We start from the raw sequence: 24642 nt of genomic DNA, 5'->3' as shown, positions 1-24642 counted from the left end.
CGCGATGTACTCGCGAGACCTCCTCAACTCGATCGTCCGAGACAACAGCCCCCGCTCCCCGGGCGGCAGGTTTCCCGGCTGCGCGCCTCGGATCCGGCGCATAAGTGGCTAACGCGCCGCGTCGAGGAGGCGGGTGCCGAGTGCGCGGAAGTGCTCGACGAGCTCGGGCGGCTCGTGCACTTCGAAGGTGACGCCGAGCTGTGCGATCCATATCGCAAGCTCATCGAGGGAGTTCGAGCCGGCGCTGACCACACACGCGGCGTCTGCGACCGGTTCGACCGCCGCGACGGTCGGCGGCATCCGGGCGGCGATGACGTCCGCGGGTGCGTGCACCGTGAACCGGCCGCGGTAGCGGTACGGATGGACCGAGATCTGCTCCGACACGTAGCGGGTGAGGTCTCCGCCGGGCGGCTCGCGGGGAGTGAAGCGCGGTCCGTTCGGCGTGCGCAGCCGCATTCGGTCGACGCGGAAGGTGCGCCAGTCACCCCGCCCGGTGTCCCATGCGACCAGGTACCAGCGGCGTCCCGAGCTCACCAGCCGGTGCGGCTCGGCGGTACGGCGGCCCTCGGCTCCGTCGCGGGCGCGGTAGTCGAACCGCAGACTCTCCCGGTCGCGAACGGCCGTGGCGATCGCGGTGAGCACGGCCGCGTCCACCGCGCCGGCCGGGGATGCCAGCGGGACCGTGGCCGAGCGCAGGGCGCCGACGCGATGCCGGAGCCGGGGCGGGAGAACCTGCTCGAGTTTGACGAGGGCGCGGACCGAGGTCTCCTCGATCCCGGCCACGCCGGAGACTGCGGCGGTACCGAGTCCGACAGCGACCGCGACGGCCTCGTCGTCGTCGAGCAGCAGCGGCGGGACCCCTGTACCGGCGCCCAGGCGGTACCCGGGCGTCCCGGCAGTGGCGTGCACGGTGTACCCGAGCTCACGCAGCCGATCCACATCGCGGCGGATGGTCCGGGCCGAGACGCCCAGCCGCTCGGCGAGCTCCGCGCCCGGCCAGTCTCTCGGCATCTGCAGAAGCGACAGCAGCCGCAGCAGCCGCGCCGATGTCTCCAACATGGCAGCCATCCTAGGACCGAAACTGTCCTAACCGTCTCCTATCTTGGGAGACATGAACGACGACACGAAGATCCACCCGTTCCGTATCGAGGTCCCGCAGGCGCAGCTCGACGGCCTGCGCGACCGGCTGGCCGCGACCCGCTGGCCGGACGAACTGCCCGGGGTCGGCTGGTCCTACGGCGTCCCGGTCGACTACGCGAGGCGGCTGGCCGAGTACTGGCGCACCGGATTCGACTGGCGCGCCGCCGAGGCGCGGTTGAACGCGTTCCCGCAGTTCACGACCCGTATCGACGGACAGAACATCCACTTCCTGCACGCCCGCTCGCCCGAGCCGGACGCGCTCCCGCTGATCATGACGCACGGCTGGCCCGGCTCGGTCGCGGAGTTCTTGGAGGTCATCGGGCCGCTCACCGACCCGGCCGCGCATGGCGGCGAGTCGGCCGACGCGTTCGACGTCGTCGTCCCGTCGATCCCCGGATTCGGCTTCTCCGGCCCGACCACCGAGCCCGGCTGGGACCTGAACCGGGTCGCCGGGGCGTGGGCCGAGCTGATGCGTCGCCTCGGCTACGACCGCTACGGCGCGCAGGGCGGCGACAGTGGCGCGGTCATCTCACCGATGCTCGGCCGCGCTGACGCCGAGCACGTCGTAGGCGTACACGTCAACGGCGGCCTCGGTTTCCCCACCGGCGACCCGGCCGAGTTCGAGGGGCTCACCGAGGCCGAGCTCGCCCGACTCGGCCAGTACCAGGACCAGGACCGCGCGGGCTACGCCGTGATCCAGGCGACCCGGCCGCAGACCCTGGCGTTCGGCCTGCACGACTCGCCCGCCGCGCAGCTGGCGTGGATCGCCGAGAAGTTCAAGGAGTGGACCGACCCGGCGCGGGAACTGCCCGAAGACGCGGTGGACGTCGACCAGTTGCTCACCGATATCAGCATCTACTGGTTCACCGGGACCGCCGCATCGTCGGCCCGCCTGTACAAGGAGACCCAGAAAGCATGGGGCGCCGCCGCCGAGTACTCGGCGCTGCCGCACGGCGTCGCCGTCTTCCCCGGTGACCCCGGCGTCCGGCGGATCGCCGAACGCGAGCACAAGGTCGTGCACTGGTCGGAATTCGACCGGGGCGGCCACTTCGCCGCCATGGAGGCACCCGACCTGCTCATCGAGGACATCCGATCCTTCTTCCGCACGGTGCGCTGAGGCCCGGACGTTGCGGTGCGGCGCCGTCGAGATGACGCGCCGTCCCCGTCCAGCCGAGGTGGGCCGGGAACCCGTTACTCGAGATACTTGCTGTAAACCCAGCCCTTCGTGGCGGCCGGAATTCCCGCACGGGTCCGCTTGGTGATCTTTCCGTACGACCAGCTCTTCTTGAAGTCCGGAAGGCCGCCCGTCCGGCAGTAGTAGCGGAATGAATCCCCCCGGTAAAGCGTCCCAATCACGTGATAACGCTTTCCGGGTCCGGTGCGGAATGTGGCGCCGCTGGTGCGGACCTTGAAATTTACATTAGGCGAATCGAACCGGCACGCCGACGACCCCACCGCGGACGCCGTCGGCGCCAGTACCATCGAGCCCCCCAGCAGCAATGACACCGCCAATGTGAGGGTAACCCCATACTTGGCCTTCATACGATCTCACCCCCCAATGATCAGGAATACTTTCGGCATCGCGCAGAAGAGAGTAGCACCGGGCATTCGCGATGTGACGCCCCTGCGAACGCGGTGCAACAACTCCCCTAGTACTTGCTGAGGTTGGCAGACCGGATGGAACCAATCCGGTAAGTAGGCGCGTCCTCACCCTCTTTGCCCAGTGCTTCAGCAGCCTCGCCACGCGTGCATGGGTCGGGTCCTGGTATGCGAGCAGGATGTCGACGGGTGGGCTCAGGAAGGCCGCGGCCTGCACGGGTGAGTGGTTGAAGCCGGTGTCGCCGGGGTCGGCGGGGCGGTTGAAGCGAGTGCCCCAGAGAGAGGGTGAGAGGACGAGAACGTGAATGTGTATGAAGCCGTGAACAGTCGCCGAACCGTGCGGGCGTTCAGCGATGAGCCAGTACCCAAGGAGGTACTCGAACGAGTACTGGCCGCAGCGACACGGGCCCCACCGAGTCGAAACCTCCAGCCATGGCATGTGGGTGATGAGCGGGAGTATCCGATGTACCCGGCTGAACTGACCTCGCCATATCTGGACCGCTTTTCATGCTGCTGCTGTGGGTGGAAGGGTTGCACAGCTGCCCCCAGGTGATGTGGACGACGTATCGCGAGACCGTCAGCCAGATAGTCGGGGCCGATGACGGGCTCGTGCCGTTCTGTGGTTCTCGGTGGGATTCGAGAAGGAAGGCGTGCCACGGCTGGGCACCGGGCGGGCGGACATGACGGAAACAGTGAGCTTCCTCGGAGTGTGACCGCTAGGGGGCAAGGTCACAGGCCAGCCTGCGACGCCGCGCAGCACCGCTTGGCGCGGATCGCGTCCCTTCAGGCCGGCTGTGACGCAAGCGTTTGCTACAGGTTTGTTCCGACGAGGCCGGCCGCGTAGGCGGCGACGGCGGCTTCGACGCGGTTGCGGACGCCGAGTTTGGTGAGGATGGCGCTCACGTGGGCCTTGACGGTGGACTCGACGAGGTCGAGGCGGGTGGCGATCTCCGCGTTGGAGAGGCCCGCGCCGAGGAGGGCGAGGACGTCGTGTTCGCGGGTGGTGAGGCGGTCGACGGGGTGGCGGGGCGGGGCGCCGGTGGTCAGTTGTCCGGTGCGCAGGCCGGTGACGACGCGGGCGGCGACCCTGGGTGAGAGGTAGGCGCCGCCGGCGGCGACCGCGTGGGCAGCGCGGAGGAGTTCGCGCGGGTCGTCGGCCTTGCGGAGGAAGCCGGCCGCGCCTGCCTGGAGGGCGTGGGCGATGAAGGCGTCCTCGGCGAACGTGGTCAGCATGATCACGGCGGTGGTGGGGTGGTCGCGGTGGATGCGGGCGGCGGCGGTGATGCCGTCGAGGTGCGGCATCCGGATGTCGAGGAGGGCGACGGCGGGGCGGTGGGCGGCGACGGCGTCGAGGGCCTGTTGTCCGTCGGCGGCCTCGGCGACCGTTTCCAGGGCGGGGTCGCGGTCCAGGACGGCGCGGACGCCGGCGCGGACCATCGCCTCGTCGTCGGCGATCAGGACGGCGGTCTTCGGGGTTGCGGGGTCGGCCACCTGGCCAGCGTAGCGACGGTGGGGCGCCGTACCCCCGACGGAAGGAGGGGGTCCGATCTCCTGCCGCCGGGCGACGCCCGGACCCCGGTCCGCTTCCTACGGTCGAGCCGTGCCCGGGACGCACCCGTGCGCCCATCCGTCTGCCCGGCCAAGGAGCGGCATGATCACACTCAGAGACCTGACCAAGCGGTACGGGGAGACCACCGCCGTCGACGGGCTCACCCTCGACATCGCCGAGGGCCGCGTCACCGGCTTCCTCGGCCCCAACGGCGCCGGGAAGTCCACCACGTTGCGCATGATCCTGGGCCTGGACCACCCCACCGCCGGGACGGCCCTGATCGCCGGCCGTTCGTACACCGGGATCCCGTACCCCTGCCGCGAGGTGGGCGCGCTCCTCGACGCGAAGGCGCTGCATCCGGCGCGTTCGGCCCGTGCGCATCTGCTGGCGCAGGCCCATGCGACCGGGCTTCCGGCCCGCCGGGTGGACGAGGTCCTGGAGGAGGTCGGGCTCGCGAAGGTGGCGCGGCGGCGGGCCGGTTCGTACTCCCTTGGCATGCATCAGCGGCTCGGAGTGGCGAGCGCGCTGCTCGGGGATCCGCGCGTGCTGATCCTCGACGAGCCGGTCAACGGGCTCGACCCGGACGGCGTGCGCTGGATCCGTGATCTCGTACGGTCACGGGCCGCCGCCGGCTGCACGGTCTTCCTCTCCAGCCATCTGATGAGCGAGATGCAGCTGACCGCCGACCATCTGGTCGTCATCGGGCGCGGCCGGCTCCTCGCGGATCTGCCGATGGCGGAGCTGCTCGCGAAGGCGTCACGGTCGTCGGTACGGGTGCGGGTACCGGACGAGGAGGGACGGCGACGGCTGGTCGCGGAGCTGGACCCGTACGCGTACGACGTCACGTGCGGCGACCGGCCGGACGTCCTCGACGTCGGTGGCGCGAGCACGGCGGAGGTCGGCGATCTCGCGCACCGGGCGGGCGTACGGCTGCATGAACTGACCCTGGTGTCCGCCTCCTTGGAGCAGGCGTACACCGAACTTACGGAGGACAGCGTGGAGTACGAGGCGGCGGTGGCGGCATGAGCGTCGTGGACGGCGGGAAGTACGGGCGCGGCGGGCTGGGGAACGCGGCGCGGGCGGAGTGGACGAAGTTGTGGTCGGTGCGGGCGCCGTATCTGTGTCTGGGGGCCGGGGCGCTGGTCACCGGCGTCTTCGGCTTCTATTACGGGGCGATCGCCCGGCTCAACGACCATCCGGTGCAGCCGGTGGGGAACGCGGCGACGGCGTCGGTCACTCTCACGCAGTACGCGGTCGTCGTGCTTGCGATGCTGATGGTGACCGGCGAGTACGTCACCGGGAGCATGCGGACGTCGCTGACCTGGGTACCGGTGCGGCACCGGATGCAGGTGGCGAAGGCGGTGGTGGCAGGGGTGACGGCGTTCGCCGCCGGGCTGGTCTACGGGGTGCTCGGGACGGCGGTGGCATGGCCGTCCTTCGGCGGGCGGGCGACGTTCGGGGTGGGTGAGGCGGCCTGGCAGGTGATGGGGGCGGGGCTGTACTGCGCGCTGGTCGCCGTCCTCACGGTGGGGGTGTCGTTCGCGACGCGGAACGCGGCGGGTGCGCTGAGTGTGCTGTTCGTGCTGCTCACGGCCGGGCCGACGATCTGTGTCGGGCTCGGGGGGCCGCTGCTCCTGGCCGTGAACGACTATCTGCCGCAGACGGCGGGCGGGGCGTTCATGGCGGTGGCGGGCGGTGTGGGGTGGCTGGCCGTGGTGGCGGGGTGGGCGGCGGTGGCGCATCTGGCCGGGCGGCAGGTGCTGCGGGTGCGGGACGCCTGATTCCCTACCCGGCTTCGGTGCCGGTCCCTGGGATGGTTTCCTTGCTGGTCAGGCGGCCTTCCGGGGAGAAGCAGAGGCGGTAGAGGTCGACCTGCTGGAGGAGGTTGCTGTTGGAGCGGTAGGAGACGCAGCCGGCGGGATCGGGGGTGGGCGCGTAGGGGTAGGCCCGGTCCGGGAGGAGGTGGTCGAACTCCGTCCGCTCCTGACCTACTTCGATCGTCGCGTAGGCGGCGGGCGTGAGCACGCAGGTCAGGAGCTGATACGCGAGGAGGGTTGCCGAGGCGAGCGCTATCAGGCCGGTTGCGACGGGGAGCACGGCCACCGTGGTGAGCCGGAGGCGGGCGCGGCGGCGGGCGGTGGTGTGGGCGCGGGCGGTCTCCGGCGCGGAGGCGGCGGGCGGGCGCGCGTGGTCGGGGATCGGGGTGTCGGGGATGCGGGCGCGGACCTCGAAGCCGTCGCCGTCCGGGGTGGGGGCGGCGTGGAAGGTGCCGCCCAGGAGGCGGACGCGTTCGCGCAGGCCGGTCAGGCCATAGTGACCCGAGGTGGGGTGCGGGGGCACAAATCCGCCTCCCGTGTTACGGACGCCGACCTCGGTGGCGTCGCCGAGCCGGACGAGCCGGACCTGTACCGCGGAGCCCGGCGCGTGCTTGATCGTGTTGGTCAGTGACTCCTGGACGACCCGGTGGACCGCCCGGTCCGCCAGCGGCGGAAGCGTCTCGGGAGCCGGGGCGCCCGACCACGCGATCGTGACGTCGACGCCGGATTCCCGCACCCGGTCGACGAGTTGGGACACGGTCTCGGCGGGAGCGACGGCCGGGGAGCTGTCCTCCGGGCCCCGCCCGGCGGTTCGCCCCTCCGCCAGGACGCCGATCGTGTCGCGGAGGTGGTCGACGGCGTCGGAGACGAGGGTGAGGAGGTGGGTCAGGTCCTCCCGGTCGCGGGGGGTGAGGTCGGGGGAGAGTTCGAGGGCGCCGGCGCGGAGGGCTACCAGGCTCAGTTCGTGACCGAGGGAGTCGTGCATGTCGGCGGCGATGCGGGCGCGTTCACGGAGCCGGGCCTGTTCCGCGATGTGCGCCTGGTTCTCCTCCAGGACGCGGGCGCGATGCCAGCCGCCGCGCACCAGCTCGCGGCGGGCCTGCCAGTAGCGTCCGGCCAGCCAGGGCAGCAGGAGTGCGGCCGGGATCATCGTCAGCGAGTAGAGCCACCAGACCGGGCCGACCCGCAGCACCGCACAGAGCGCGAGGCCGAGCGCGAACACCGCACCCAGGACGGCCGTGTCCCGGCGGATGTCGCCGGACCGGATACCGAGCAGGAAGGCCGTCACAGCGAGGGCGAGGAGGTAGCCGTTGCCCGGGGTGGAATGGCCGGTCAGACCGAGCACGCACAGGACACCGGCGAAAAGGACGGCGAGCCCGGGGCGGCGGCGTCCGGCCGGGATCGCGTAGGCGAGGGCCAGCGGTGGCAGGAGGAGCCCCAACGGCCAGTCGGGTTCGGCGTGTTCGACCCAGGCGAGGACACCGACCGCGCTGAGCAGCGCCCACAGGAAGGCGTCGGCCCCGTACGTACGGAACCCGCCGCGGCCACTCTCGGTTGTGATCACCGCTCCACGGTAGCGACAGGAGAGCCGGGAAAGTCGATGCCGTAGCCGCCGAGGGGGCCGGTCGGCGCGCGCTCCACCACCACTGGGGTGTGCCCCTCGAGGTGCAACCAGAATGCGCAGGTCAGACCGGCGATGCCGCCGCCGGAGGTGAGGATCTTCATGCAGTGGTTCCCCGATCAACTCGCCCAGCACAGCCAGCGCCTCGTCGACAGGCACGTCAGTGGATGTGGAGGTGGAAGTGACAGGACGGTTCTTCACGGTTTGCGTGGGCTGAGGCGTACGAAGGGGCAACTGGCGGCCGGCCGCGCGGTAGTCCTCCTGAGTACCGTCGACGGCGAAGCCCGTGGACGCCGGGGTCCGTCTTCAACTCGGTGAAGTGCGACCGTCCGCCCTTTGCCACAGCGCCGTCGCCCTCCGTGCCCTGCTCCGTGTCGCCACCCGTGATCAGGTCTTCCAGCCCACGGTCTCGCCCGTCTCGTCGTCCTCGGCGATCAGTGCGAAGGCAGCGGGATGGTCGTCGAACAGCGCCTCGCCTGAGCCTGCTCAGCGGCGCGTTCGTACTCGGCGAGTTCGCGGATCATCGCGCGGATTTCCGCGACGTCGTTCACGGTGGCGGCCCGGATCATGCCGGAGATCATCGGTCACCGTGCCGAGCCGTGTCATCCGATTCCGCGCCGCCCGATGAATCGAGCAATGCGTCCAGTTCGGCCGCGAAGAGCTGCGCGGGGTCGAATCCCATCCCGGTGAAGTGGCCCGCGAGTTCCAGGGACAGGACGCCGTGCAGCCGGGTCCAGAAGGTCAGTGCCTGGTGGAGAGCCGCCGGCGGGGCGGGGTGGCCGTCCGTCCACTGGCGGCCGAGGCCCTCCAGGTGCTCGGCGAATGGCGTCGCCGGAGCGTCCGGGGGCCGCGCGGTCCAGGCGTCGAGCAGGACCGCCATGTTCTCGGACGCGATGGCGGTGATGTCGTCGGGCGCGTGGTAGCCCGGGACGGGCGTGCCGTAGATGAGGAAGTACCGCTGGGGGTCGGCCAGGGCCCATCCGCGCAGGGCGTGCGCCAGCGCGGCCACGTCGGCGCCAGACGTCTCGGACGCCGCGCGGAAGGTGTCGGCGAGGCTTCGGTACGCGTCCCTGATGAGCTCGGTGATCAGCTCGTCGCGGCTGGCGAAGTACCGGTAGAGCGCGGGCCCGCTCATGCCCATCTGTTTGGCGATCGCGTTGAGGGAGAGCGCGGACGCCCCCGCCGTGGCGATCTGCTCCCACGCGCGCTTCTTGATCTCCGCACGCACCTGGGCGCGGTAGCGCTCTCGCGGGGTCGTGGTGCCCGTTTCCGCCATGACCTGCCGCCCTTCCACGCCTGCGCGACTACAGCTTCAAGGTTTAGTTAGAAGCTATCACGGGAGCCGTTGACACCCTCCGCGTCATACAGTTATAACTTCTAACGAACACGAGAACATCTAGCGAAAGGCGAAGCGCAGCGGAGGTCGTCATGGACAGCGAAGGACTCGTCGAGGTTGTCCTGCCGGGCACGGTCGAGCCGGAAGGACTGCAGATCCGGCACGGCGCCGTGCCCGCCGCGGGCCCCGGGCAGGTCGTGATCAGGATGGAAGCGACCGGCGTCTCCTTCGCGGAGCAGCAGATGCGCCGCGGTCGCTACTACGACCAGCCGGCGTTCCCCTTCGTGCCCGGCTACGACCTGGTCGGCACCGTCACGGCGACCGGCGAGGGCGTCGAACCGGGGTTGGCCGGCGCCCGGGTGGCCGCACTGGTCAAGGTCGGCGGCTGGGCCAGTCATGTGGTGGTCGACGCGGCGGACGTGGTGGAGGTCCCCGACGGGATCGGCGCGGCGGAGGCGGAGACCTTGGTCGTCAACGGCATCACCGCCTGGCAGATGCTCCACCGCAAGGCACGCGTCCGCGCAGGGCAGACCGTCGTGGTGCACGGCGCCAACGGCGGCGTCGGCTCCGTCCTGGTCCAACTCGCCCACGCCGCGGGCGCGAAGGTGATCGGCACGGCGTCCACCCGCCACCACGCCGCCCTGCGCGAGCAGGGAGTCGCCCCCGTCGACTACCGCGCCGGGGACGTCGCCGCGCGGATCCGCGAACTCGCCCCCGGCGGAGTGGACGCCGTCTTCGACCACGTCGGCGGCCGGGGCATCGTCGACTCCTGGCGCCTCCTCGCACCCGGCGGCACGCTCGTCTCCTACGGCAGCGCCTCCACCCGTGACGACCAGGGCTCCAAGCAGTGGCCCGTGCTCAAACTCCTCAGCCGCGTCTGGCTGTGGAACGCGCTGCCCAACCGCCGCCACGCCTACTTCTACAACGCCTGGGCCGGACGGACCCTGGCCAAGAACCGGTTCCGGGCCCGGCTGCGCGCCGACCTCACGCAGGTCTTCGCCGCCCTCCAGCGCGGTGACATCACCGCCAAGATCGCCGCCCAACTGCCGCTCACCCGTGTCGCCGACGCGCTGCGGCTGGCCGAATCCGGCACCGTCGCCGGAAAGGTCGTCCTGACCCCGTAGCGCACGACGCCGATCCCACCCGAACGTTCGATCCCGCCCACCCACGACGAGAGGCACACCATGCTCAGCAACATGTTCAGGACCGGCGTGCGCGCCGCCGTCCTCACGGTCTCGCTCGCCGTCGCCGGCGCCGGCGTCGTCGGGGTCGCCCCCGCTGAGGCCCAGGCCGCCCACCACAACGGTCCCTCCCAGTGCCGCGGGGAAGGCGTCGACGCCGACGCTCGTATCCGCTACCAGTCGGACATCGTGATCAACGCGCCGCTGAGCACCATCTTCAAGCTGCAGACCGACGTGGAGCGCTGGCCGGCCTGGCAGGCCCCCGTCCTCACCATGAAGCGCCTCGACCCCGGCCCCCTGCGGAAGGGGTCGCGGTTCCGGTGGACCACCCCCGCGCCCGCCACCCCATCGATGCCCGCCACCACCCTGGAGATCACCTCCACCGTCCGGCAACTCCAGGGCAACCACTGCGTTCTGTGGCGCGGGCCCGCGATCGGCGAAGGGCTGCGCATCGACGAGGGTGTCCACCTGTGGACCTTCACCAAGGTCAAGGGCGGCGTCCGCGTCCACACCGAGGAGACCTGGACCGGCGCCCAGGTCGAAGCCGACGTCCCCACCGCGACCGCGGCCCTCGGCGCGGGCCTCGAAGCCTGGCTGCGCGACCTGAAGACCACCGCCGAAGCCCGCACCCGCGCACAGTGAAAGCGGCTACGAAACGGCTACGCGGGCAGCGCCGAGGCCAGGAAGGGCTCCACGGCCCGGCGCCAGCCCTCCGGCTGGTCGTAGTGGACGAGATGGCCCGCGTCCGTCACCTCCGCGTACTGCCCGCGCGGCAGGACGCGGACCATCTCCTGCGCCTCCGCCCGGCCCAGCTCGCCGTCCAGGCCGCGCACCACGAGGGTGGGGCACCCCACGAGCGCCAGCTCCTCCCAATGGGCGTCATGGACCCAGGTCTCACGGGCCTTGAGCATCTGGCGGCGGGAGAAGACCGGGCGCCAGCCGTCCGAGCGCTCGGCCATGACCTCGGCGAAGAAGTCGCCCCGCGCCGGATTGGGCCGCTCCAGCCTCGGGTCGTCCTCGCCGAACCACTTGCGCACATCGGCGAGGGTCGCGAACGGCAGCGGCCAGGACCCGAACCACTCGACCCACTCCGCCTGTGAGGCGGCGCCCAGTGCGGAGGCCCGCATATCGCAGATCACCAGGGCCCGGACCAGGTCGGGGCGGCGGGCGGCGAGCTGCCAGGCGGTCAGCGCGCCCATGGAATGGCCGATGAGGGTGACGGGGGCCAGGCCCAGCTGCTCGACCGCGGCCGCCGCGTCGGCCACATAGGCGGCGCGGTCGAACGGGCCGTCGGCGGGCTTCTCGCTGCGGCCGTGGCCCCGCTGGTCGAGGGCGACGGCGCGATGGCGGGTGGCCAGCCAGCGCGCGGTCCGCGCCCAGTGAGCCGCCCGGCCCATCAGGCCATGGAGCAGAAGAACACCCGGCCCGCGCGAGGCCCGCGCGCCGCCGCCCGCCTTGGGCGGCTCGGCGAACTCCCAGGCGGCGAGCCGCAGGCCGCCGGCTCCCGTCACGTCGATGCGCCGCACCATGTGTTCTGGCACCCCCATCCCTCCCTCGACCAGCCCCAGGATATCGAACTCTTATTCGAACACGCCGTGACGACCGGACAACACCCCTCGTTCGAGTGACCGCGCCAGGGGGTTGATCGTCCACACCGAGGGGAGACAGCTAGCGGGAGGCGGACTGCTCGGGGAAGGGAGTCCGCGGGGGCCGACCCTGAGAGCTCGGGGCTCCGGGTCGCCAGGGCCTCCGGCCGTACGGGCCGCGTCACAGCGGGCCGTACGGCCGGGGGCCCAGAGGGGGGACATGGGGAAGCAGGGCCCCGGCGGCTCAAGGCGCCGGGGCCCTCGCTCTCCTCGCTGTCGATCGCCCGCGGGGCGACACCGCCCGTCAGGCCCATGAGAGCCCCCTCCCCCGACCCGGGGGGACAGACGAGCAGACCTCGAATGCCCCAGCCCCAGGTCCCCCTGCACGAGATCCCCTGCACACCTCGGCGCACGAGCGCGCCCGTGCATATGCCTTCGCGACAGAGTCGCACGCGGCGGGCCCGACCGCTCGGATTCCACCAACTCCGGTGTCAGGAAAACATCACAAAAAGCAGTCGCCGCAGTTCACGGCCATCGAAGCTGCTCAATTAGCCGAACCGGTCGATTCGGTCAGTGTGTCGCGAGGGTCGGGCGAGCGGGCGCTGTGTTACGAGCGCGGCGCTCAGCGCTTGGCGACGAAGACGTGGGAGGCGATCTCCGGGTCCAGCTCGGCGGCCTCGCCGCTGCTGCCCACCAGCACGCCGCCGGGCGACTCCGTCACGCTCACCACCGAGCCCGGCTGCACACCCGCCCGGCGCAGCGTGTACATCAGCTGGGCGTCCATCTGGATCGGCTCGCCGATCCGGCGCACGACCACCGTCTTGCCCTCGCTCCCCGGCTCCAGCTCGCGCAGGCTCACCATGCTGTCGTCCAGGAACGGGTCGACCTCCGCCTTCTCGCCCAGCTCCTCCAGGCCCGGGATCGGGTTCCCGTACGGCGACTCGGTGGGGTGGCGCAGCAGCTCCAGCACCCGCCGCTCCACCGCCTCGCTCATCACATGCTCCCAGCGGCAGGCCTCGGCGTGCACCTGCTCCCACTCCAGCCCGATCACGTCGACCAGCAGACACTCCGCGAGCCGGTGCTTGCGCATCACGCGGGTCGCCAGGCGGCGGCCCTCCTCCGTGAACTCCAGGTGACGGTCGCCGGCGACCCTCACCAGGCCGTCCCGCTCCATGCGCGCCACGGTCTGGCTGACCGTCGGGCCGCTTTGGTCGAGGCGCTCCGCGATACGGGCGCGCATCGGGACGACACCCTCCTCCTCCAGCTCGAGGATGGTGCGGAGATACATCTCCGTAGTGTCGATCAGTCCGGACATGCGTGCCCCTCGGATGTGTCGTGCGGTGGCCCTGACCCCAATTCTGACGCATCCCACCGACAACGGGGCCAAGTCCGGCGTCGCCGTCCCCGGCCGTGCCCCGCCGTACCCGTCGGTGCGGTCCCACGTCGACCCGGAATCGACGCGGAGTTGACAGCGCCCTGACCGACGACCCAACGTGATCCCCGCCACGCGGACACCGACCGCGGCACCGACCACGACACCGACCGCCACACCAGACCATCACGACCCACACCGACGGGAAGGGCCACTCGGGGATGAGTGAGAGCAAGCCGGCCGGGCAGTACTTCGACGCCGCCATCGGCCTGCTGCGGCGGGTACGCGACGAGGAGGCCGAGGCCATCGGCGCGGCGGGCACCCTGGTCGCCGAGACCGTCGCCGCGGGCGGCCGACTCTTCGCCTTCGGCGCCGGCCACTCCTCGCTGCCCGCCCAGGACGTCGTCTACCGCGCGGGCGGCCTGGCCCTGATGAACCTGCTCCCGGTCCCGGGAATGGTCGGCGTGGACGTGATGCCCGCGACGCTCGGCAGCGCCCTGGAGCGCGTCGACGGGCTGGCCGGCGTCGTCCTGGACAACAGCCCGGCGCGGGCGGGCGACCTGCTCTTCATCATCTCGCTGTCCGGGCGCAACCCGCTGCCCGTGGAGATGGCCATGAGCGCGCGGGCGCTCGGCCTCAAGGTGATCGGCGTGACCTCCGTCGCGTACACCACCGCCACCACCTCACGGCACCGCTCCGGAGACTTCCTGAAGGACCACTGCGACCTGGTCCTCGACAACAAGATCGCGGTCGGCGACGCCGAGCTGACCGCCGACGGCGTCGGGGCGCCCTTCGCCCCCGCCTCCACGGTCGTCACCTCCGCCCTGATGCAGGCCGTGATGGCCACGGCGGCGGGCGAGCTGGCCGCGCGCGGCATCGACCCGCCGATGCTGCGCTCGGGCAACGTGGACGGGGGCCACGAGTGGAACAGGCGGATCATGACCGAATACGGCGACCGGATCTTCTACCAGCGCTGAGCACCGCGCGGAGGCGCTAGCCCAGCAGCTGCGCGAGGTCGAGGGCGGCCGCGACCCGCGCGGAGACGTCCTCGGCGTACGCGATGTCCGCCCGGTCGAAGGGGCGGCGGCCAGATGCGCGCAGGAAGGTGACCACACCGAGCGTGCGGCCGCGGCTGCGGAGCGCGGTGCACAGGCCGTGGACCGTGCCATCCGGCCATTTGCGGGCCGCCGCCCACCCCGTGGCGGCCGCCTCCTCCGCGCGGGTCGCGCTGACCCGCACCGAACCGCAGCGCTCGGCCGCCTGGAGCGCCGGATGGCTCTCCGTATAGGCCAGTGGGATGCCTCCCGCGACGATCGCCGGGCAGGGGCCCGGGGCGCCGCTCGGCGTCGCCGCCGCCCGCACCAGCCGGACCCGGTCCGAGCCGGGGCCGCCGGGCCGGTCGGCCGGCGGGGCGTCAAGAACCAGGTCGATCAGGGCGTGGTCGGCGAAGCCCGCGAGCGCGAAGTCCAGATGGACGGTGGCCGCCTCGGCGGGGTTCTCGCACTCGGCCGCCGCCCGCGCCGCCCGGTGCAGCTGATTGCCGCGGAAGCGCAGCCGCGAGCCGTCCATCTCGTGGCGCTTGAGCTCCGTCACGTCCTGGAAGATCCAGGCCACACCGAGCGGCACCGGCTCCTCCGCCAGCGGCGAGGCCAGCCGCAGAAAGCCGCTGCGCCAGCAGCGCCGCGCGGGCGCGCCGCCGTCACCGGCCCCGCCGCCGACTCCGCCGCCCCGTAAACCCCTGAGGCCCTCACCGGTCTCCCGCAGGCTCACCCACAGCTCCGTGGGCGCCGGGGGCGCGCCTTCCGCCAGGACGTGCTGGAGCGCGCTTTCCAGCTCCTCCAGGCCCTGGTCGAGCAGCTCCCCCAGCGGGCGCCCCAGCGCCGCCGTACGGCCCGTGCGCAGCGCGCGCGCCGCGTTCTTGTTCACGACCGCGGGGCGCAGATCGGCGTCGACCAGGACCACGCTCCACGAGGCGTCGTCGAGCAGCGCCTCGCTGAGCGCTATCGACCGCTCCAGGTCGATCTGCGTATGCACCTCGCTGAACGCGCAGTACACCCCGCCCGGCCTCCCGTCCGCCCGCGGCACCGCCGAGGACTGGGTACGCACCAGGACCCGGCCGCCGTCCTTGGTCAGCAGCGCGAACTCGTACACGTGACGCCCCGGGGCGTCCATCGCCGCCATCAGCCGCGCCTCCACCTCGCGCGCGTCGGCCGCCCGCACCGCCCACCCCGCGAGCCCCTTGCGGCCGACGGCCTCCCGCGCCGACCAGCCGAGGATGCGCTCGGCCTCGCGGTTCCAGTGGGTGACGGTGCCCTTGGCATCGAAGGCGCACAGGGCCGCGTCCATGCCGTCCAGCAGGGCGGCGAGCAGCCCTGAGTCGTCCTCCCGGTCGGACGCGGGCCGCGGCGGCCGGACCTCCGAAGCGCTCACCGGACACCCCCTGATGGACCTGCTGGGACCTCTGTGACATTCAACTCGAACGTGACACGCGCCACGCCGGATTCGGCGAAACCGATGCTTCCCAGAAATTCACTTGTGGCTCAGCGAAGCGCTTCTTAAGGTGTGGAGCACACGAGAAGGGAGGTGGTTCGGCAGATGTATCAAATCCGGACGCGTGAGGTGACTGCGGGCTAGCAGTCCGTCGTCGCGCTCAGCGCATTCGCCGGACAAGCGCACTGAAGGCAGGTGCGCGGCCGGCCAATCCCAAGCAGTCACCCGACCCGTGGGTCGCCGGTACGTCCGACCGGCCCCCTCGCGCCTCAGGGCGCAGGGGAACAGACCCACGGGTCGTTTGCGTTTTCCCGCCCTGCGTTATTACGGGCTCAGGCGCTCGATCCGCCAGCCCTCGCCGCCCGGGCCCGGGACGTACCGCAGCCGGTCGTGCAGCCGGTTCTCCCGCCCCTGCCAGAACTCCACCGCGTCCGGCACCACCCGGAAGCCGCCCCACTCCGGCGGCACCGGCACCTGCTCCCCCGGCGGATAGCGGTCCGCCAGCTCCCCGTACGCCCGGTCCAGCTCGTCCCGCGAGCCCACCACCGAGGACTGCGCGCTCGCCCACGCCCCCAGCTGCGACGCGTGCGGACGGGTCCTGAAGTACGCCGCCGTCTCGTCCCGGCCGGTCCGCCGCGCCGTGCCCGTGATCAGGACCTGGCGGGCGATCGGGTGCCAGGGGAAGAGCAGCGAGACGTACGGGTTCTCGGCCAGCTCACGGCCCTTGCGCGAGGTGTAGTTGGTGTAGAAGACGAACCCGCGCGTGTCGAAGCTCTTCATCAGCACGGTGCGGGAGCTGGGCCGCCCGGCGGCGTCCGCCGTCGAGACCACCATCGCGTTGGGTTCGAACAGGCCGCTCGCCACGGCCTGCTCGAACCACCGCGTGAACTGCTCGTACGGGTCGGCCGCGAACTCGCGCTCGGCGATCCCCTCCGCGCGGTAGTGCTCGCGCATGGCGGCCGGGTCGTATGTGCGCGCGGCGGGACGCGCCGAGAATTGCGGGTCAACGTGAGGCACGCGCATATCTTGCAACATCAACGCCGCGCCTCGGGTACTGCCCCGAACGAGCGATTCCCCTCCCCCTTCCAGCCACGTCGTAACCCTTTCCGCGGGTCGTGGGGGGTGTGCCGCTTCTCACGCTTCCCCGGGGGTACCTCAGAGACCAGACTGTGGCGGACCATGCGCCCGCCGGGCGTGTAGGGCCGTACACGCCCGGCGCGACCGGATGACACCCGCCCGCACGGGGCATCACCGGGGTAACCGGTACGGACCACGAGCCGCGCGCGGCCGTGGAGCCGTCCCGGCGCCGAGAGCCGCACGACATCCCGGCCCACCCAGTACCGGGATCCGCATCAGTTCCGCCGTACGGTCCGAGTCCCCACCCGCCGCTCGTCCACCGTCGACCACATCACGAGGAGCCGCCTGATGTCCGACTTCGTACCCGGACTCGAAGGAGTCATCGCGTTCGAAACGGAGATCGCCGAACCCGACAAGGCGGGCGGCGCGCTCCGCTACCGAGGCGTGGACATCGAGGACCTGGTGGGCCATGTCTCCTTCGGGAACGTGTGGGGCCTGCTGGTCGACGGCGCGTTCAACCCCGGCCTGCCCGCGGCCGAGCCGTTCCCCATCCCGGTCCACTCCGGCGACATCCGCGTCGACGTGCAGTCCGCGCTGGCCATGCTCGCGCCCGTCTGGGGCCTCAAACCGCTCCTGGACATCGACGAGGCGCAGGCCCGCGAGGACCTGGCCCGCGCCGCCGTGATGGCCCTGTCGTACGTCGCCCAGTCGGCCCGCGGCCAGGGCCTGCCGATGGTCCCGCAGCGGGAGATCGACAAGGCGGAGACCGTCGTGGAGCGCTTCATGCGGCGCTGGCGCGGCGATCCCGACCCCAAGCACATCGCCGCCGTCGACGCCTACTGGACCTCGGCCGCCGAACACGGCATGAACGCCTCCACCTTCACCGCCCGCGTCATCGCCTCCACCGGCGCCGACGTCGCCGCCGCGCTCTCCGGGGCCGTGGGCGCCATGTCGGGCCCGCTGCACGGGGGCGCGCCCTCCCGCGTGCTCCACATGATCGAGGAGATCGAGCGCACCGGCGACGCCACCGCGTACGTCAAGCAGGCCCTCGACCGCGGCGAGCGGCTCATGGGCTTCGGGCACCGCGTCTACCGCGCCGAGGACCCGCGCGCCCGCGTGCTGCGGCGCACCGCCAGGGAGCTGGGCGCGCCGCGCTTCGAGGTCGCCGAGGCGCTGGAGCGGGCGGCCCTGGACGAGCTGCACAACCGGCGGCCGGACCGGGTGCTGGCCACCAACGTCGAGTTCTGGGCGGCCATCGTCCTGGACTTCGCGGAGGTCCCGGCGCACATGTTCACCTCCATGTTCACCTGCGCCCGCACCGCCGGGTGGAGCGCGCACATCCTGGAGCAGCACCGCACCGGCCGCCTCGTACGCCCCTCCGCCCGCTACACCGGCCCCGGCCCGCGCAGCCCGCACGACATCGAGGGCTTCGGGGACATCACCCGCTGAGCAGCTGGTTGTCTCAGCCCGGCGGGCGCAGCACGTCGTCGAGGATCCGCGCCCACTGCGCCACCACCCGGTCGCGGCGGGCGCGGTCGTCGGTCAGGAGGTTGGCGAGGCCAAGGCCGCGGGCCATGTCCAGGAAGCCCTGGACGGACTCCCGTACGCCCGGCACGGTCTCGTCGGCGCCCAGGAGCTCCACCGCCATCCGGTGGGTCTCCCTGCCGATCCGCGTCTCCAGGGCGGCCACGCGCGCGCCGAGCTGCTCCTCGTACGAGGCCACCACCCACAGCTGGAGCGCGGCCCGGAACAGCGGGCCGGTGTACAGGTCGACCAGCTCCTCGACCACGGCCCGCACCTGGGCCGGGCGCTCCTGGGAGAGCAGCGCGCGCAGGGCCGCCGAGCGCTCCTCGGCGACGTGTTGGACCGCGGCCGTGAACAGGTCCTCGCGGGTCGGGAAGTGGTGCTGGGCCGCGCCCCGCGACACCCCGGCCCGCTCGGCCACCACCGCCACCGTGGACCGGGCCCAGCCGCGCTCGGCCAGGCAGGCCACGGCGGCCTCCAGCAGCCGCTGGCGGGTCGCACGGCTGCGGTCCTGCTTGGGGTCGCGCAGCGCGCCACGCGGCGGGGTCACCGCGCCTCCCCGTCGCCGGCCGGGGCTTGCCCGGCCGGGGCTTGCCCGGCCGGGGCTTGCCCGGCCGGGGCTTCCCTCGCCGGGTCGCCCGCCGCCGGTTCTTTCCCCGCCGGGTCGCCCGCCGTCAGGTCGACCCACGCCGGGTCCCGCCGTTCCAGGAAGGCCGTCATGCCCTCGCGGGCCTCGGCCGAGGCGAACAGCGCCGCGGACCGCTCCGCCAGCCGGTCCGTCTCCCGGGTGAAGGCCCTCAGCACCTCCGCCGTGACCAGCCGCTTGGACTCGGCGAGCCCCTGCGGGGACCCGCGCCGCAGCCCGTCGAGGACCGGCGCCAGCAGCTCGTCGACGTCCGCCACCGGACCCCCCAGGGTCACCAGGCCGATCCGCGCCGCCTCGGCCGCGTCGAACCGCTCCCCCGTCAGGTAGTAGCGGGCCGCCGCGCGCGGGTCCAGTCGGGGCAGCAGCGGTATGGAGATCATCGCTGGGGCGAGCCCCAGCCGGGCCTCGGTGAAGGCGAAGCTCGCGCCCCCGCCCGCCGCCGCGATGTCGCACGCGCCCAGCAGCCCCAGACCGCCCGCCCGGACATGCCCGGTCACCCGGGCCACCACCGGCTTCGGCAGCTCCACGATCGACCGCAACAGCGCGACCAGGTTCAGCGCCGCCGACCGTGTGGGCGGCTCGCTCAGGTCCGCACCCGCGCAGAACGTGGTGCCGGTGTGGGTCAGCAGCACCGCCCGCGTGCCCGCGTGCCGCCCGGCCGCCGCCAGCGCGTCGCCCAGCTCGGCGACCAGCCGCGCGGAGAGCGCGTTGCGGTTGTGCGGCGAGTCGAGGGTCAGCGTGGTGATGCCGCGCGCGTACGCGTGCCGTACGAGGGGTTGTGGCGCGTCCGTCATGGGGCCGTCGTACTCCCTTCCCTGGCGCGCAGCTCACGCCTGAGGATCTTGCCGGTGGCCGAGCGCGGCACGGCGTCCGTGAATTCCACACGGCGCACCTTCTTGTACGGGGCCACCCGCCCGGCAACGTAATGGATCACTTCGTCCGCCGACAGCTCGGCCCCGGGTCTGAGCACCGCATACGCCTTGGGGATCTCATTGCCGTCCGCGTCCGGGACCCCGACCACCGCCGCGTCCACGATCGCCTCGTGGCTGAGCAGCACGGCCTCCAGCTCGGCCGGGGCGACCTGGTACCCCTTGTACTTGATCAGTTCCTTGACCCGGTCCACCACATACAGCCAGCCGTCGGCGTCCACATGCCCCACGTCGCCGGTGCGCAGCCAGCCGTCCGCGTCGACCATCGCGTCCGACTCCGCCGCCCGGCCCAGATACCCCTTCATCACCTGCGGCCCCCGGATCAGGATCTCGCCGTCCTCCCCGACGCCGAGATCCCGCCGCGCCGCCGCCGTCTCCACGATGCGCATCTCGGTGCTCGGCAGCAGCTTGCCGACCGTGCCCGGCGGCACGTTCCGCGCATGGCGCGGCACCATGTGGCAGCCCGGCGACAGCTCCGTCATCCCGAACGCCTGCAGCAGCGGCGGAATCCCCAGCCGCCGCGCGCACGCCTGAGCCAGCTCCGCGTCCAGCGGCGCCGCCGCGCTCATCACATACCGCAGCGACGACAGGTCGTATCCGGCGACCCCCGGGTGCTTGGCGAGCGCCAGCACGATCGGCGGCGCCACGTACAGCGCGGTCGCCCGGTGCTCCTCGATCGCCGCGAGAAACCGCTCCACATCGAAGCGCGGCAGCACGATCACCGTCGCGCCCTCCCGCAGCGGCGCGTTCACCAGGGCCGTCAAACCGTAGATGTGGAAGAACGGCAGCACCGCCAGGATCCGGTCCTCGGGCCCCGTCGGCACCACCGGATGCAGCTGCGCCAGATTCGTGGCCAGGTTGCGATGCGTCAGCATCACGCCCTTCGGGGTCCCCGTCGTCCCCGACGAGTACGGCAGCACCGCGATGTCCTCGCCCGGGTCGATCTCCACCACCGGCTCCGGCGCCGTGCACTCCAGCATGTCCACGACCGATCGGTGCCGGGGCCGGGACCCCTCCGCCGCGTCGCATACGAACACCTCGCGCACCCCGCCCGCCAGCTCCCCGGCGCGCCGGGCCACGCCCAGCAGCGCCGAGGTGGTGACGATCCACTCCGCCTTCGCATCGTGCAGCTGCGCCGCGAACTCGTCCGCCGTCGCCAGCGGATGCACCGTGGTCACCGCCGCGCCCGCGCGCGTCACGCCGTAGAACACCACCGGATACAGCACCGAGTTGGGGCTGTGCAGCGCCACCACATCCCCCTGGCGCACCCCCGCCTCCGCGAGAGCCGCCGCGAACCGCCGCGTGGCGCAGTCCAGCTCCGCGTAGCTCAGCGCCGTGCCGGCCACCCCGTCCACCAGCGCGGGCAGATCGCCGAACTCGGCGCTCGCCCGTCCCAGCACGGCCTCGTGGATGGGCAGGTCCAGGAGCGGGACATCGGGGTACTCACTGCGCCACGCCATGTCGGATCCCTCCGTTGTTCGTCCGGGGGCTTCGTGCCGTCAGTACGACTTGGGCAGCCCCAGCGTCTGGTGCGAGACGAAGTTGAGGATCATCTCCCGGCTGACCGGCGCGATCCGCGCCACCCGCGCGGCCGTGATCAGCTTCGCCAGCCCGTACTCCGCCGTCAGGCCGTTCCCGCCCAACGTGTGCACCGCCTGGTCGACCGCCTTCACCGCCGCCTCCGCCGCCGCGTACTTCGCCATGTTCGCCGCCTCCCCCGCGCCCGCGTCGTCGCCCGCGTCGTAGAGGTGGGCCGCCTTGGCCATCATCAACCGCGCCAGCTCCAGTTCGATATGGGCCTGCGCGAGCGGATGCGCCACGGCCTGGTGCGCGCCGATCGGCTCCTTCCACACCTGGCGGACGCGCGCGTACTCCACGGCCTTCGCGAGCGCGTGCCGGCCCATCCCCAGCGCGAACGCCGCCGTCATGATCCGCTCCGGGTTGAGCCCCGCGAACAGCTGCAGCAGCCCCGCGTCCTCGTCCCCCACCAGCGCCTCGGCGGGCAGCGGCACCTCGTCGAGCACCACCTCGAACTGCTTCTCCGCCGCCGCGAGCTCCATCGGGATGTGGCGGTACGAGAAGCCGGGCGCCCCGCGCTCCACGATGAACAGACACGGCTTGAGCCGGCCCGTCCGCGCGTCCTCCGTGCGGCCCACGATCAGCGTCGCGTCCGCGATGTCCACCCCCGAGATGAACACCTTCCGGCCGGTCAGCAGCCAACCGCCGCCGGGGGCGCGGCGGGCCGTCGTCGTGATGCGGTGCGAGTTGGATCCGGCGTCCGGTTCCGTGATGCCGAACGCCATCGTCCTGCTGCCGTCCGCCAGGCCCGGCAGCCAGGTGCGCTTCTGCTCCTCGGTGCCGAAGCGGGCGATCACCGTGCCGCAGATCGCGGGCGAGACGACGAGCATGAGCAGCGGGCAGCCCGCCGCGCCCAGCTCCTCCAGCACGATGGACAGCTCGGCGATGCCGCCGCCTCCGCCGCCGTACTCCTCGGGCAGGTTCACGCCGAGATAGCCGAGCTTGCCGGCCTCGGCCCAGAGGACGTCGGGGGCCGTTTCGCCGCTGCTGTGGCGCTTGGCGAAGGCCGCTACGGCGGAGCGGAGGGCGGTGCGTTCGGGGCCGTCCATGAGCGGGCTGGTGTCGGGTTTCACGTGCGGCTCCTCCCGGGTGCGGGCTTGTGGTCGCTGTGCGCTGTACGGGGCGGGGCCGGGGCCTCCGGGGCTGTCACCCTGGACCGCATATTTACGGCGTCGGTGCTCCGAAGCGCGGAGCGGGCCGGAACTTGGCGCCACACATATGCGTAAGCGTCCAGGGCGCCACCCCTGCACCCCCGTCCCCTCACGTCTCGTTCACCACCGCCAGGACCGCCCCGACCTCGACCTGACCGCCCGGGGCGGCGTGCAGGGCGGAGAGCACACCGGCGGCGGGTGCCGTGACCCGGTGTTCCATCTTCATGGCCTCCAGCCACAAGATGGGTTGCCCGGCCTCGACCCGGTCGCCGACCGCCACCTCGGCGAGCCGGACGACCGTGCCCGGCATGGGGGCCAGCAGCGAGCCCGGTTCCGTACGGGCGGTGGGGTCGGGGAAGCGGGGCAGGGCGGTGAAGGCGTGGGCGCCGAGGGGTGAGTCGACGTAAACCTGTGTGCCGTAGACGGCGATGTCGAACGGGCGTCGTACGCCGTCCACTTCCAGGACCACGTGGTGGGGGCTCGCTTCAAACAGCCGGGTGTTCGGGTGGTCGTCGGCCATGAGGCCGTCGCGGCTCAGGCGGTAGCGGACCTCGTGCTCGGTGCCGTCGGGTTCGGAGCGGTAGGTCTTGAGCTGCGGCTGCGACGGTACGTTGCGCCAGCCGCCCAGCCGCCCGGCCACGGACGTGGTCGTGGGGCGCCGTGCCGCGTCGGCCAGGGCGGCGGCGAGGGCGGCGAGGGGGGCGGTGGTGTCGGCGGTGGTGGGGCTGAGTTCGTCGAGGTGCCGTTCGAGGAAGCCCGTGTCCATGCGGGCGTCCTGGAACTCGGGGTGGCGGAGGGCGCGTACGAGCAGATTCCGGTTGGTGACCGGCCCGTGCAGCCGGGCCCGCTCCAGAGCGTGCGCGAGCCTGCGTACGGCCTCGGCCCGGGTGGGGGCCCAGGCGATGACCTTGGCGAGCATCGGGTCGTAGTGGACGGTGATGTCGTCGCCGTCGGCGAGCCCCGAGTCGACCCGCAGGCCTGGGCCCTCCGCCATGGACAGCTGATGCATCGTCCCTGTCTCCGGGCGCCATCCCCGCGCCGGGTCCTCCGCGTACAGCCGGGCCTCCACCGCGTGGCCGTGGGTCTGGGGTGGTTCCGGGGGCAGGGGTTCGCCTTCGGCGACCCGTAGCTGGAGGGCGACGAGGTCGACTCCGTACACGCACTCCGTCACCGGGTGCTCCACCTGGAGCCGCGTGTTCATCTCCAGGAAGTGCGGTTGCCTGTTCTGCCCTACGAGGAACTCCACCGTCCCCGCGCCCCGGTACCCGATCGCGCGGGCCGCGCCGATCGCCGCCTCGTCGAGGGCGTGGCGCAGCTCGTCGGGAAGCCCGGGGGCCGGGGCCTCCTCGATGACCTTCTGGTGGCGGCGCTGGAGGGAGCAGTCGCGGGTGCCCAGCGCCCACACCGTGCCGTGCGCGTCGGCGAGGATCTGCACCTCGACGTGGCGGGCGCCCTCGGCGTACGGCTCGAGGAAGACCTCCGCGTCGCCGAAGGCGGACAGCGCCTCCGCGCGGGCGGAGGTCAGCTCGGCCGGGAGGGCCGCGAGGTCGCGGACCACGCGCATGCCGCGCCCGCCGCCGCCCGCCGCCGCCTTGACGAGGAGAGGGAGGTCGTCGGGCGTGGCCTGGCCGGGGTCGACGGGGGCGAGGAGGGGGACGCCGGCGGCGCGCATGAGGTCCTTGGCGCGGGTCTTGGAGGCCATGGCCTCGATCGCCTCGGGTGGCGGCCCGATCCACGTGAGGCCCGCGTCGGTGACCGCGCGGGCGAAGTCGGCGTTCTCCGAGAGGAAGCCGTAGCCGGGGTGGACGGCGTCGGCGCCGGCCGTGAGGGCGGCTTTGACGAGGAGGTCGGCGCGCAGGTAGGTGTCGGCGGGCGCGGCGCCGGGGAGCCGTACGGCCGCGTCGGCCTCGCGTACGTGGGGTGCGGCGGCGTCGGGGTCGGAGTGGACGGCGACGGTGGCGATGCCGAGTTCGCGGCAGGTGCGGAAGACGCGGCGGGCGATTTCGGCCCGGTTGGCGACGAGGAGGGATCGGATCACGGGGTTCC

Annotated in this window: 22 protein-coding genes and 2 pseudogenes; 8 read left to right on the top strand and 16 right to left on the bottom strand. The window is 72.4% G+C overall.

The genetic code is table 11. The features are described from left to right. Positions 1-108: 108 nt before the first annotated feature. Positions 109-1059 carry a helix-turn-helix transcriptional regulator gene (locus tag PV419_RS17075; protein ID WP_319689494.1) on the bottom strand — a complete coding sequence of 317 codons (951 nt, stop codon included), beginning with the start codon at positions 1057-1059 and terminating at the stop codon, positions 109-111. Between the two features lie 52 nt (positions 1060-1111). On the opposite strand from PV419_RS17075, the gene PV419_RS17070 reads away from it, so the two are divergent. Continuing rightward, on the top strand, positions 1112-2257 hold the full coding sequence (locus PV419_RS17070; protein WP_319689492.1) for an epoxide hydrolase: 1146 nt from the start codon (positions 1112-1114) through the stop codon (positions 2255-2257). Between the two features lie 74 nt (positions 2258-2331). On the opposite strand, the gene PV419_RS17065 is transcribed toward PV419_RS17070, so the two are convergent. Then, positions 2332-2682, bottom strand: a complete 351-nt coding sequence (locus tag PV419_RS17065) for an SH3 domain-containing protein (protein ID WP_319689490.1) — start codon at positions 2680-2682, stop codon at positions 2332-2334. A gap of 358 nt (positions 2683-3040) precedes the next feature. Here PV419_RS17065 and PV419_RS17060 point away from each other — a divergent pair. Then, positions 3041-3452: pseudogene (locus PV419_RS17060) on the top strand (nitroreductase family protein). A gap of 97 nt (positions 3453-3549) precedes the next feature. On the opposite strand, the gene PV419_RS17055 reads toward PV419_RS17060, so the two are convergent. Continuing rightward, entirely contained in the window at positions 3550-4230 is a 681-nt protein-coding gene (locus tag PV419_RS17055) for a response regulator transcription factor (protein WP_319689489.1), read from the bottom strand. 160 nt (positions 4231-4390) lie between these two features. On the opposite strand from PV419_RS17055, the gene PV419_RS17050 reads away from it, so the two are divergent. Together PV419_RS17050 and PV419_RS17045 are read left to right on the top strand one after the other, a co-directional pair. Further along, the gene (locus PV419_RS17050) at positions 4391-5314 is read left to right on the top strand and encodes an ABC transporter ATP-binding protein (protein WP_319689488.1); all 924 of its coding nucleotides are present in this window, start codon (positions 4391-4393) and stop codon (positions 5312-5314) included. Further along, complete coding sequence (locus PV419_RS17045) at positions 5311-6069, top strand: ABC transporter permease (RefSeq protein ID WP_319689487.1); 759 nt, start codon at positions 5311-5313, stop codon at positions 6067-6069. Before PV419_RS17050 ends, PV419_RS17045 begins: the two co-directional genes overlap by 4 nt. A 4-nt stretch (positions 6070-6073) precedes the next feature. Here the strand turns inward: PV419_RS17045 and PV419_RS17040 are convergent, their stop codons facing one another. The 4 genes and pseudogenes from PV419_RS17040 to PV419_RS17025 form a co-directional block, all read right to left on the bottom strand. Then, entirely contained in the window at positions 6074-7669 is a 1596-nt protein-coding gene (locus PV419_RS17040) for a sensor histidine kinase (RefSeq protein ID WP_319689486.1), read from the bottom strand. Continuing rightward, on the bottom strand, positions 7666-7830 hold the full coding sequence (locus PV419_RS17035; RefSeq protein ID WP_319689485.1) for an NAD(P)-binding protein: 165 nt from the start codon (positions 7828-7830) through the stop codon (positions 7666-7668). Before PV419_RS17035 ends, PV419_RS17040 begins: the two co-directional genes overlap by 4 nt. A gap of 292 nt (positions 7831-8122) precedes the next feature. After that, positions 8123-8295, bottom strand: a pseudogene (locus PV419_RS17030) (GNAT family N-acetyltransferase); the annotation flags it as partial. 8 nt (positions 8296-8303) lie between these two features. After that, positions 8304-9002: a TetR/AcrR family transcriptional regulator gene (locus PV419_RS17025; protein WP_319689484.1), complete on the bottom strand. Its 699-nt coding sequence runs from the start codon at positions 9000-9002 to the stop codon at positions 8304-8306. 152 nt (positions 9003-9154) lie between these two features. On the opposite strand from PV419_RS17025, the gene PV419_RS17020 reads away from it, so the two are divergent. Together PV419_RS17020 and PV419_RS17015 are read left to right on the top strand one after the other, a co-directional pair. Beyond that, complete coding sequence (locus tag PV419_RS17020) at positions 9155-10186, top strand: medium chain dehydrogenase/reductase family protein (RefSeq protein WP_319689483.1); 1032 nt, start codon at positions 9155-9157, stop codon at positions 10184-10186. A gap of 72 nt (positions 10187-10258) precedes the next feature. After that, complete coding sequence (locus tag PV419_RS17015) at positions 10259-10885, top strand: SRPBCC family protein (RefSeq protein WP_319689482.1); 627 nt, start codon at positions 10259-10261, stop codon at positions 10883-10885. A gap of 17 nt (positions 10886-10902) precedes the next feature. On the opposite strand, the gene PV419_RS17010 is transcribed toward PV419_RS17015, so the two are convergent. Next, the gene (locus PV419_RS17010; protein ID WP_319689991.1) at positions 10903-11772 is read right to left on the bottom strand and encodes an alpha/beta hydrolase; all 870 of its coding nucleotides are present in this window, start codon (positions 11770-11772) and stop codon (positions 10903-10905) included. A gap of 679 nt (positions 11773-12451) precedes the next feature. Further along, positions 12452-13144, bottom strand: a complete 693-nt coding sequence (locus PV419_RS17005; protein WP_319689481.1) for a metal-dependent transcriptional regulator — start codon at positions 13142-13144, stop codon at positions 12452-12454. A gap of 278 nt (positions 13145-13422) precedes the next feature. On the opposite strand from PV419_RS17005, the gene PV419_RS17000 reads away from it, so the two are divergent. Then, entirely contained in the window at positions 13423-14178 is a 756-nt protein-coding gene (locus tag PV419_RS17000; protein WP_319689480.1) for an SIS domain-containing protein, read from the top strand. A 16-nt stretch (positions 14179-14194) separates the two neighbouring features. Here PV419_RS17000 and PV419_RS16995 read toward each other — a convergent pair whose 3' ends face one another. Then, positions 14195-15631, bottom strand: a complete 1437-nt coding sequence (locus tag PV419_RS16995; RefSeq protein ID WP_319689479.1) for a PAS domain-containing protein — start codon at positions 15629-15631, stop codon at positions 14195-14197. 384 nt (positions 15632-16015) lie between these two features. Next, positions 16016-16714 (bottom strand): pyridoxamine 5'-phosphate oxidase, encoded by a 699-nt coding sequence (pdxH, locus tag PV419_RS16990; protein ID WP_319689478.1) that lies wholly within the window; start codon positions 16712-16714, stop codon positions 16016-16018. A gap of 402 nt (positions 16715-17116) precedes the next feature. On the opposite strand from pdxH, the gene PV419_RS16985 reads away from it, so the two are divergent. Then, positions 17117-18217 carry a citrate synthase 2 gene (locus PV419_RS16985; RefSeq protein ID WP_319689474.1) on the top strand — a complete coding sequence of 367 codons (1101 nt, stop codon included), beginning with the start codon at positions 17117-17119 and terminating at the stop codon, positions 18215-18217. A gap of 13 nt (positions 18218-18230) precedes the next feature. On the opposite strand, the gene PV419_RS16980 is transcribed toward PV419_RS16985, so the two are convergent. From PV419_RS16980 to PV419_RS16960, 5 genes are all read right to left on the bottom strand, one after another. Then, on the bottom strand, positions 18231-18842 hold the full coding sequence (locus PV419_RS16980; RefSeq protein ID WP_319689471.1) for a TetR/AcrR family transcriptional regulator: 612 nt from the start codon (positions 18840-18842) through the stop codon (positions 18231-18233). Further along, the gene (locus tag PV419_RS16975) at positions 18839-19732 is read right to left on the bottom strand and encodes an enoyl-CoA hydratase family protein (RefSeq protein ID WP_319689469.1); all 894 of its coding nucleotides are present in this window, start codon (positions 19730-19732) and stop codon (positions 18839-18841) included. Before PV419_RS16975 ends, PV419_RS16980 begins: the two co-directional genes overlap by 4 nt. Beyond that, complete coding sequence (locus PV419_RS16970) at positions 19729-21327, bottom strand: 4-coumarate--CoA ligase family protein (protein WP_319689467.1); 1599 nt, start codon at positions 21325-21327, stop codon at positions 19729-19731. The genes PV419_RS16975 and PV419_RS16970 overlap by 4 nt, the downstream gene beginning before the upstream one ends. Positions 21328-21366: 39 nt before the next feature. Beyond that, positions 21367-22494, bottom strand: coding sequence for an acyl-CoA dehydrogenase family protein (locus tag PV419_RS16965; protein ID WP_319689988.1), 1128 nt, complete (start codon positions 22492-22494; stop codon positions 21367-21369). A 211-nt stretch (positions 22495-22705) separates the two neighbouring features. Further along, a complete protein-coding gene (locus PV419_RS16960; protein ID WP_319689465.1) occupies positions 22706-24634 on the bottom strand; it encodes an acetyl/propionyl/methylcrotonyl-CoA carboxylase subunit alpha in 1929 nt (642 codons plus the stop codon). Between the last annotated feature and the right edge of the window lie 8 nt (positions 24635-24642).

Origin of the sequence: Streptomyces sp. ME19-01-6, assembly GCF_033793745.1 — a bacterium.
Classification (GTDB): domain Bacteria; phylum Actinomycetota; class Actinomycetes; order Streptomycetales; family Streptomycetaceae; genus Streptomyces.
This window is presented reverse-complemented; position numbering and strand designations above follow the sequence as displayed.

Bases quoted from the DNA above. Each gene is read 5' to 3' on its own strand.
- PV419_RS17015 (WP_319689482.1), top strand. From the start codon at position 10,259: ATGTTCAGGACCGGCGTGCGCGCCGCCGTCCTCACGGTCTCGCTCGCC.
- PV419_RS17035 (WP_319689485.1), bottom strand. From the start codon at position 7,830: ATGAAGATCCTCACCTCCGGCGGCGGCATCGCCGGTCTGACCTGCGCA.
- PV419_RS17045 (WP_319689487.1), top strand. From the start codon at position 5,311: ATGAGCGTCGTGGACGGCGGGAAGTACGGGCGCGGCGGGCTGGGGAAC.
- PV419_RS16965 (WP_319689988.1), bottom strand. From the start codon at position 22,494: ATGGACGGCCCCGAACGCACCGCCCTCCGCTCCGCCGTAGCGGCCTTC.
- PV419_RS17065 (WP_319689490.1), bottom strand. From the start codon at position 2,682: ATGAAGGCCAAGTATGGGGTTACCCTCACATTGGCGGTGTCATTGCTG.
- PV419_RS17050 (WP_319689488.1), top strand. From the start codon at position 4,391: ATGATCACACTCAGAGACCTGACCAAGCGGTACGGGGAGACCACCGCC.
- PV419_RS17020 (WP_319689483.1), top strand. From the start codon at position 9,155: ATGGACAGCGAAGGACTCGTCGAGGTTGTCCTGCCGGGCACGGTCGAG.
- pdxH (WP_319689478.1), bottom strand. From the start codon at position 16,714: ATGCGCGTGCCTCACGTTGACCCGCAATTCTCGGCGCGTCCCGCCGCG.
- PV419_RS17075 (WP_319689494.1), bottom strand. From the start codon at position 1,059: ATGTTGGAGACATCGGCGCGGCTGCTGCGGCTGCTGTCGCTTCTGCAG.
- PV419_RS17070 (WP_319689492.1), top strand. From the start codon at position 1,112: ATGAACGACGACACGAAGATCCACCCGTTCCGTATCGAGGTCCCGCAG.
- PV419_RS17000 (WP_319689480.1), top strand. From the start codon at position 13,423: ATGAGTGAGAGCAAGCCGGCCGGGCAGTACTTCGACGCCGCCATCGGC.
- PV419_RS17025 (WP_319689484.1), bottom strand. From the start codon at position 9,002: ATGGCGGAAACGGGCACCACGACCCCGCGAGAGCGCTACCGCGCCCAG.
- PV419_RS16975 (WP_319689469.1), bottom strand. From the start codon at position 19,732: ATGACGGACGCGCCACAACCCCTCGTACGGCACGCGTACGCGCGCGGC.
- PV419_RS16970 (WP_319689467.1), bottom strand. From the start codon at position 21,327: ATGGCGTGGCGCAGTGAGTACCCCGATGTCCCGCTCCTGGACCTGCCC.
- PV419_RS17005 (WP_319689481.1), bottom strand. From the start codon at position 13,144: ATGTCCGGACTGATCGACACTACGGAGATGTATCTCCGCACCATCCTC.
- PV419_RS17010 (WP_319689991.1), bottom strand. From the start codon at position 11,772: ATGGTGCGGCGCATCGACGTGACGGGAGCCGGCGGCCTGCGGCTCGCC.
- PV419_RS16985 (WP_319689474.1), top strand. From the start codon at position 17,117: ATGTCCGACTTCGTACCCGGACTCGAAGGAGTCATCGCGTTCGAAACG.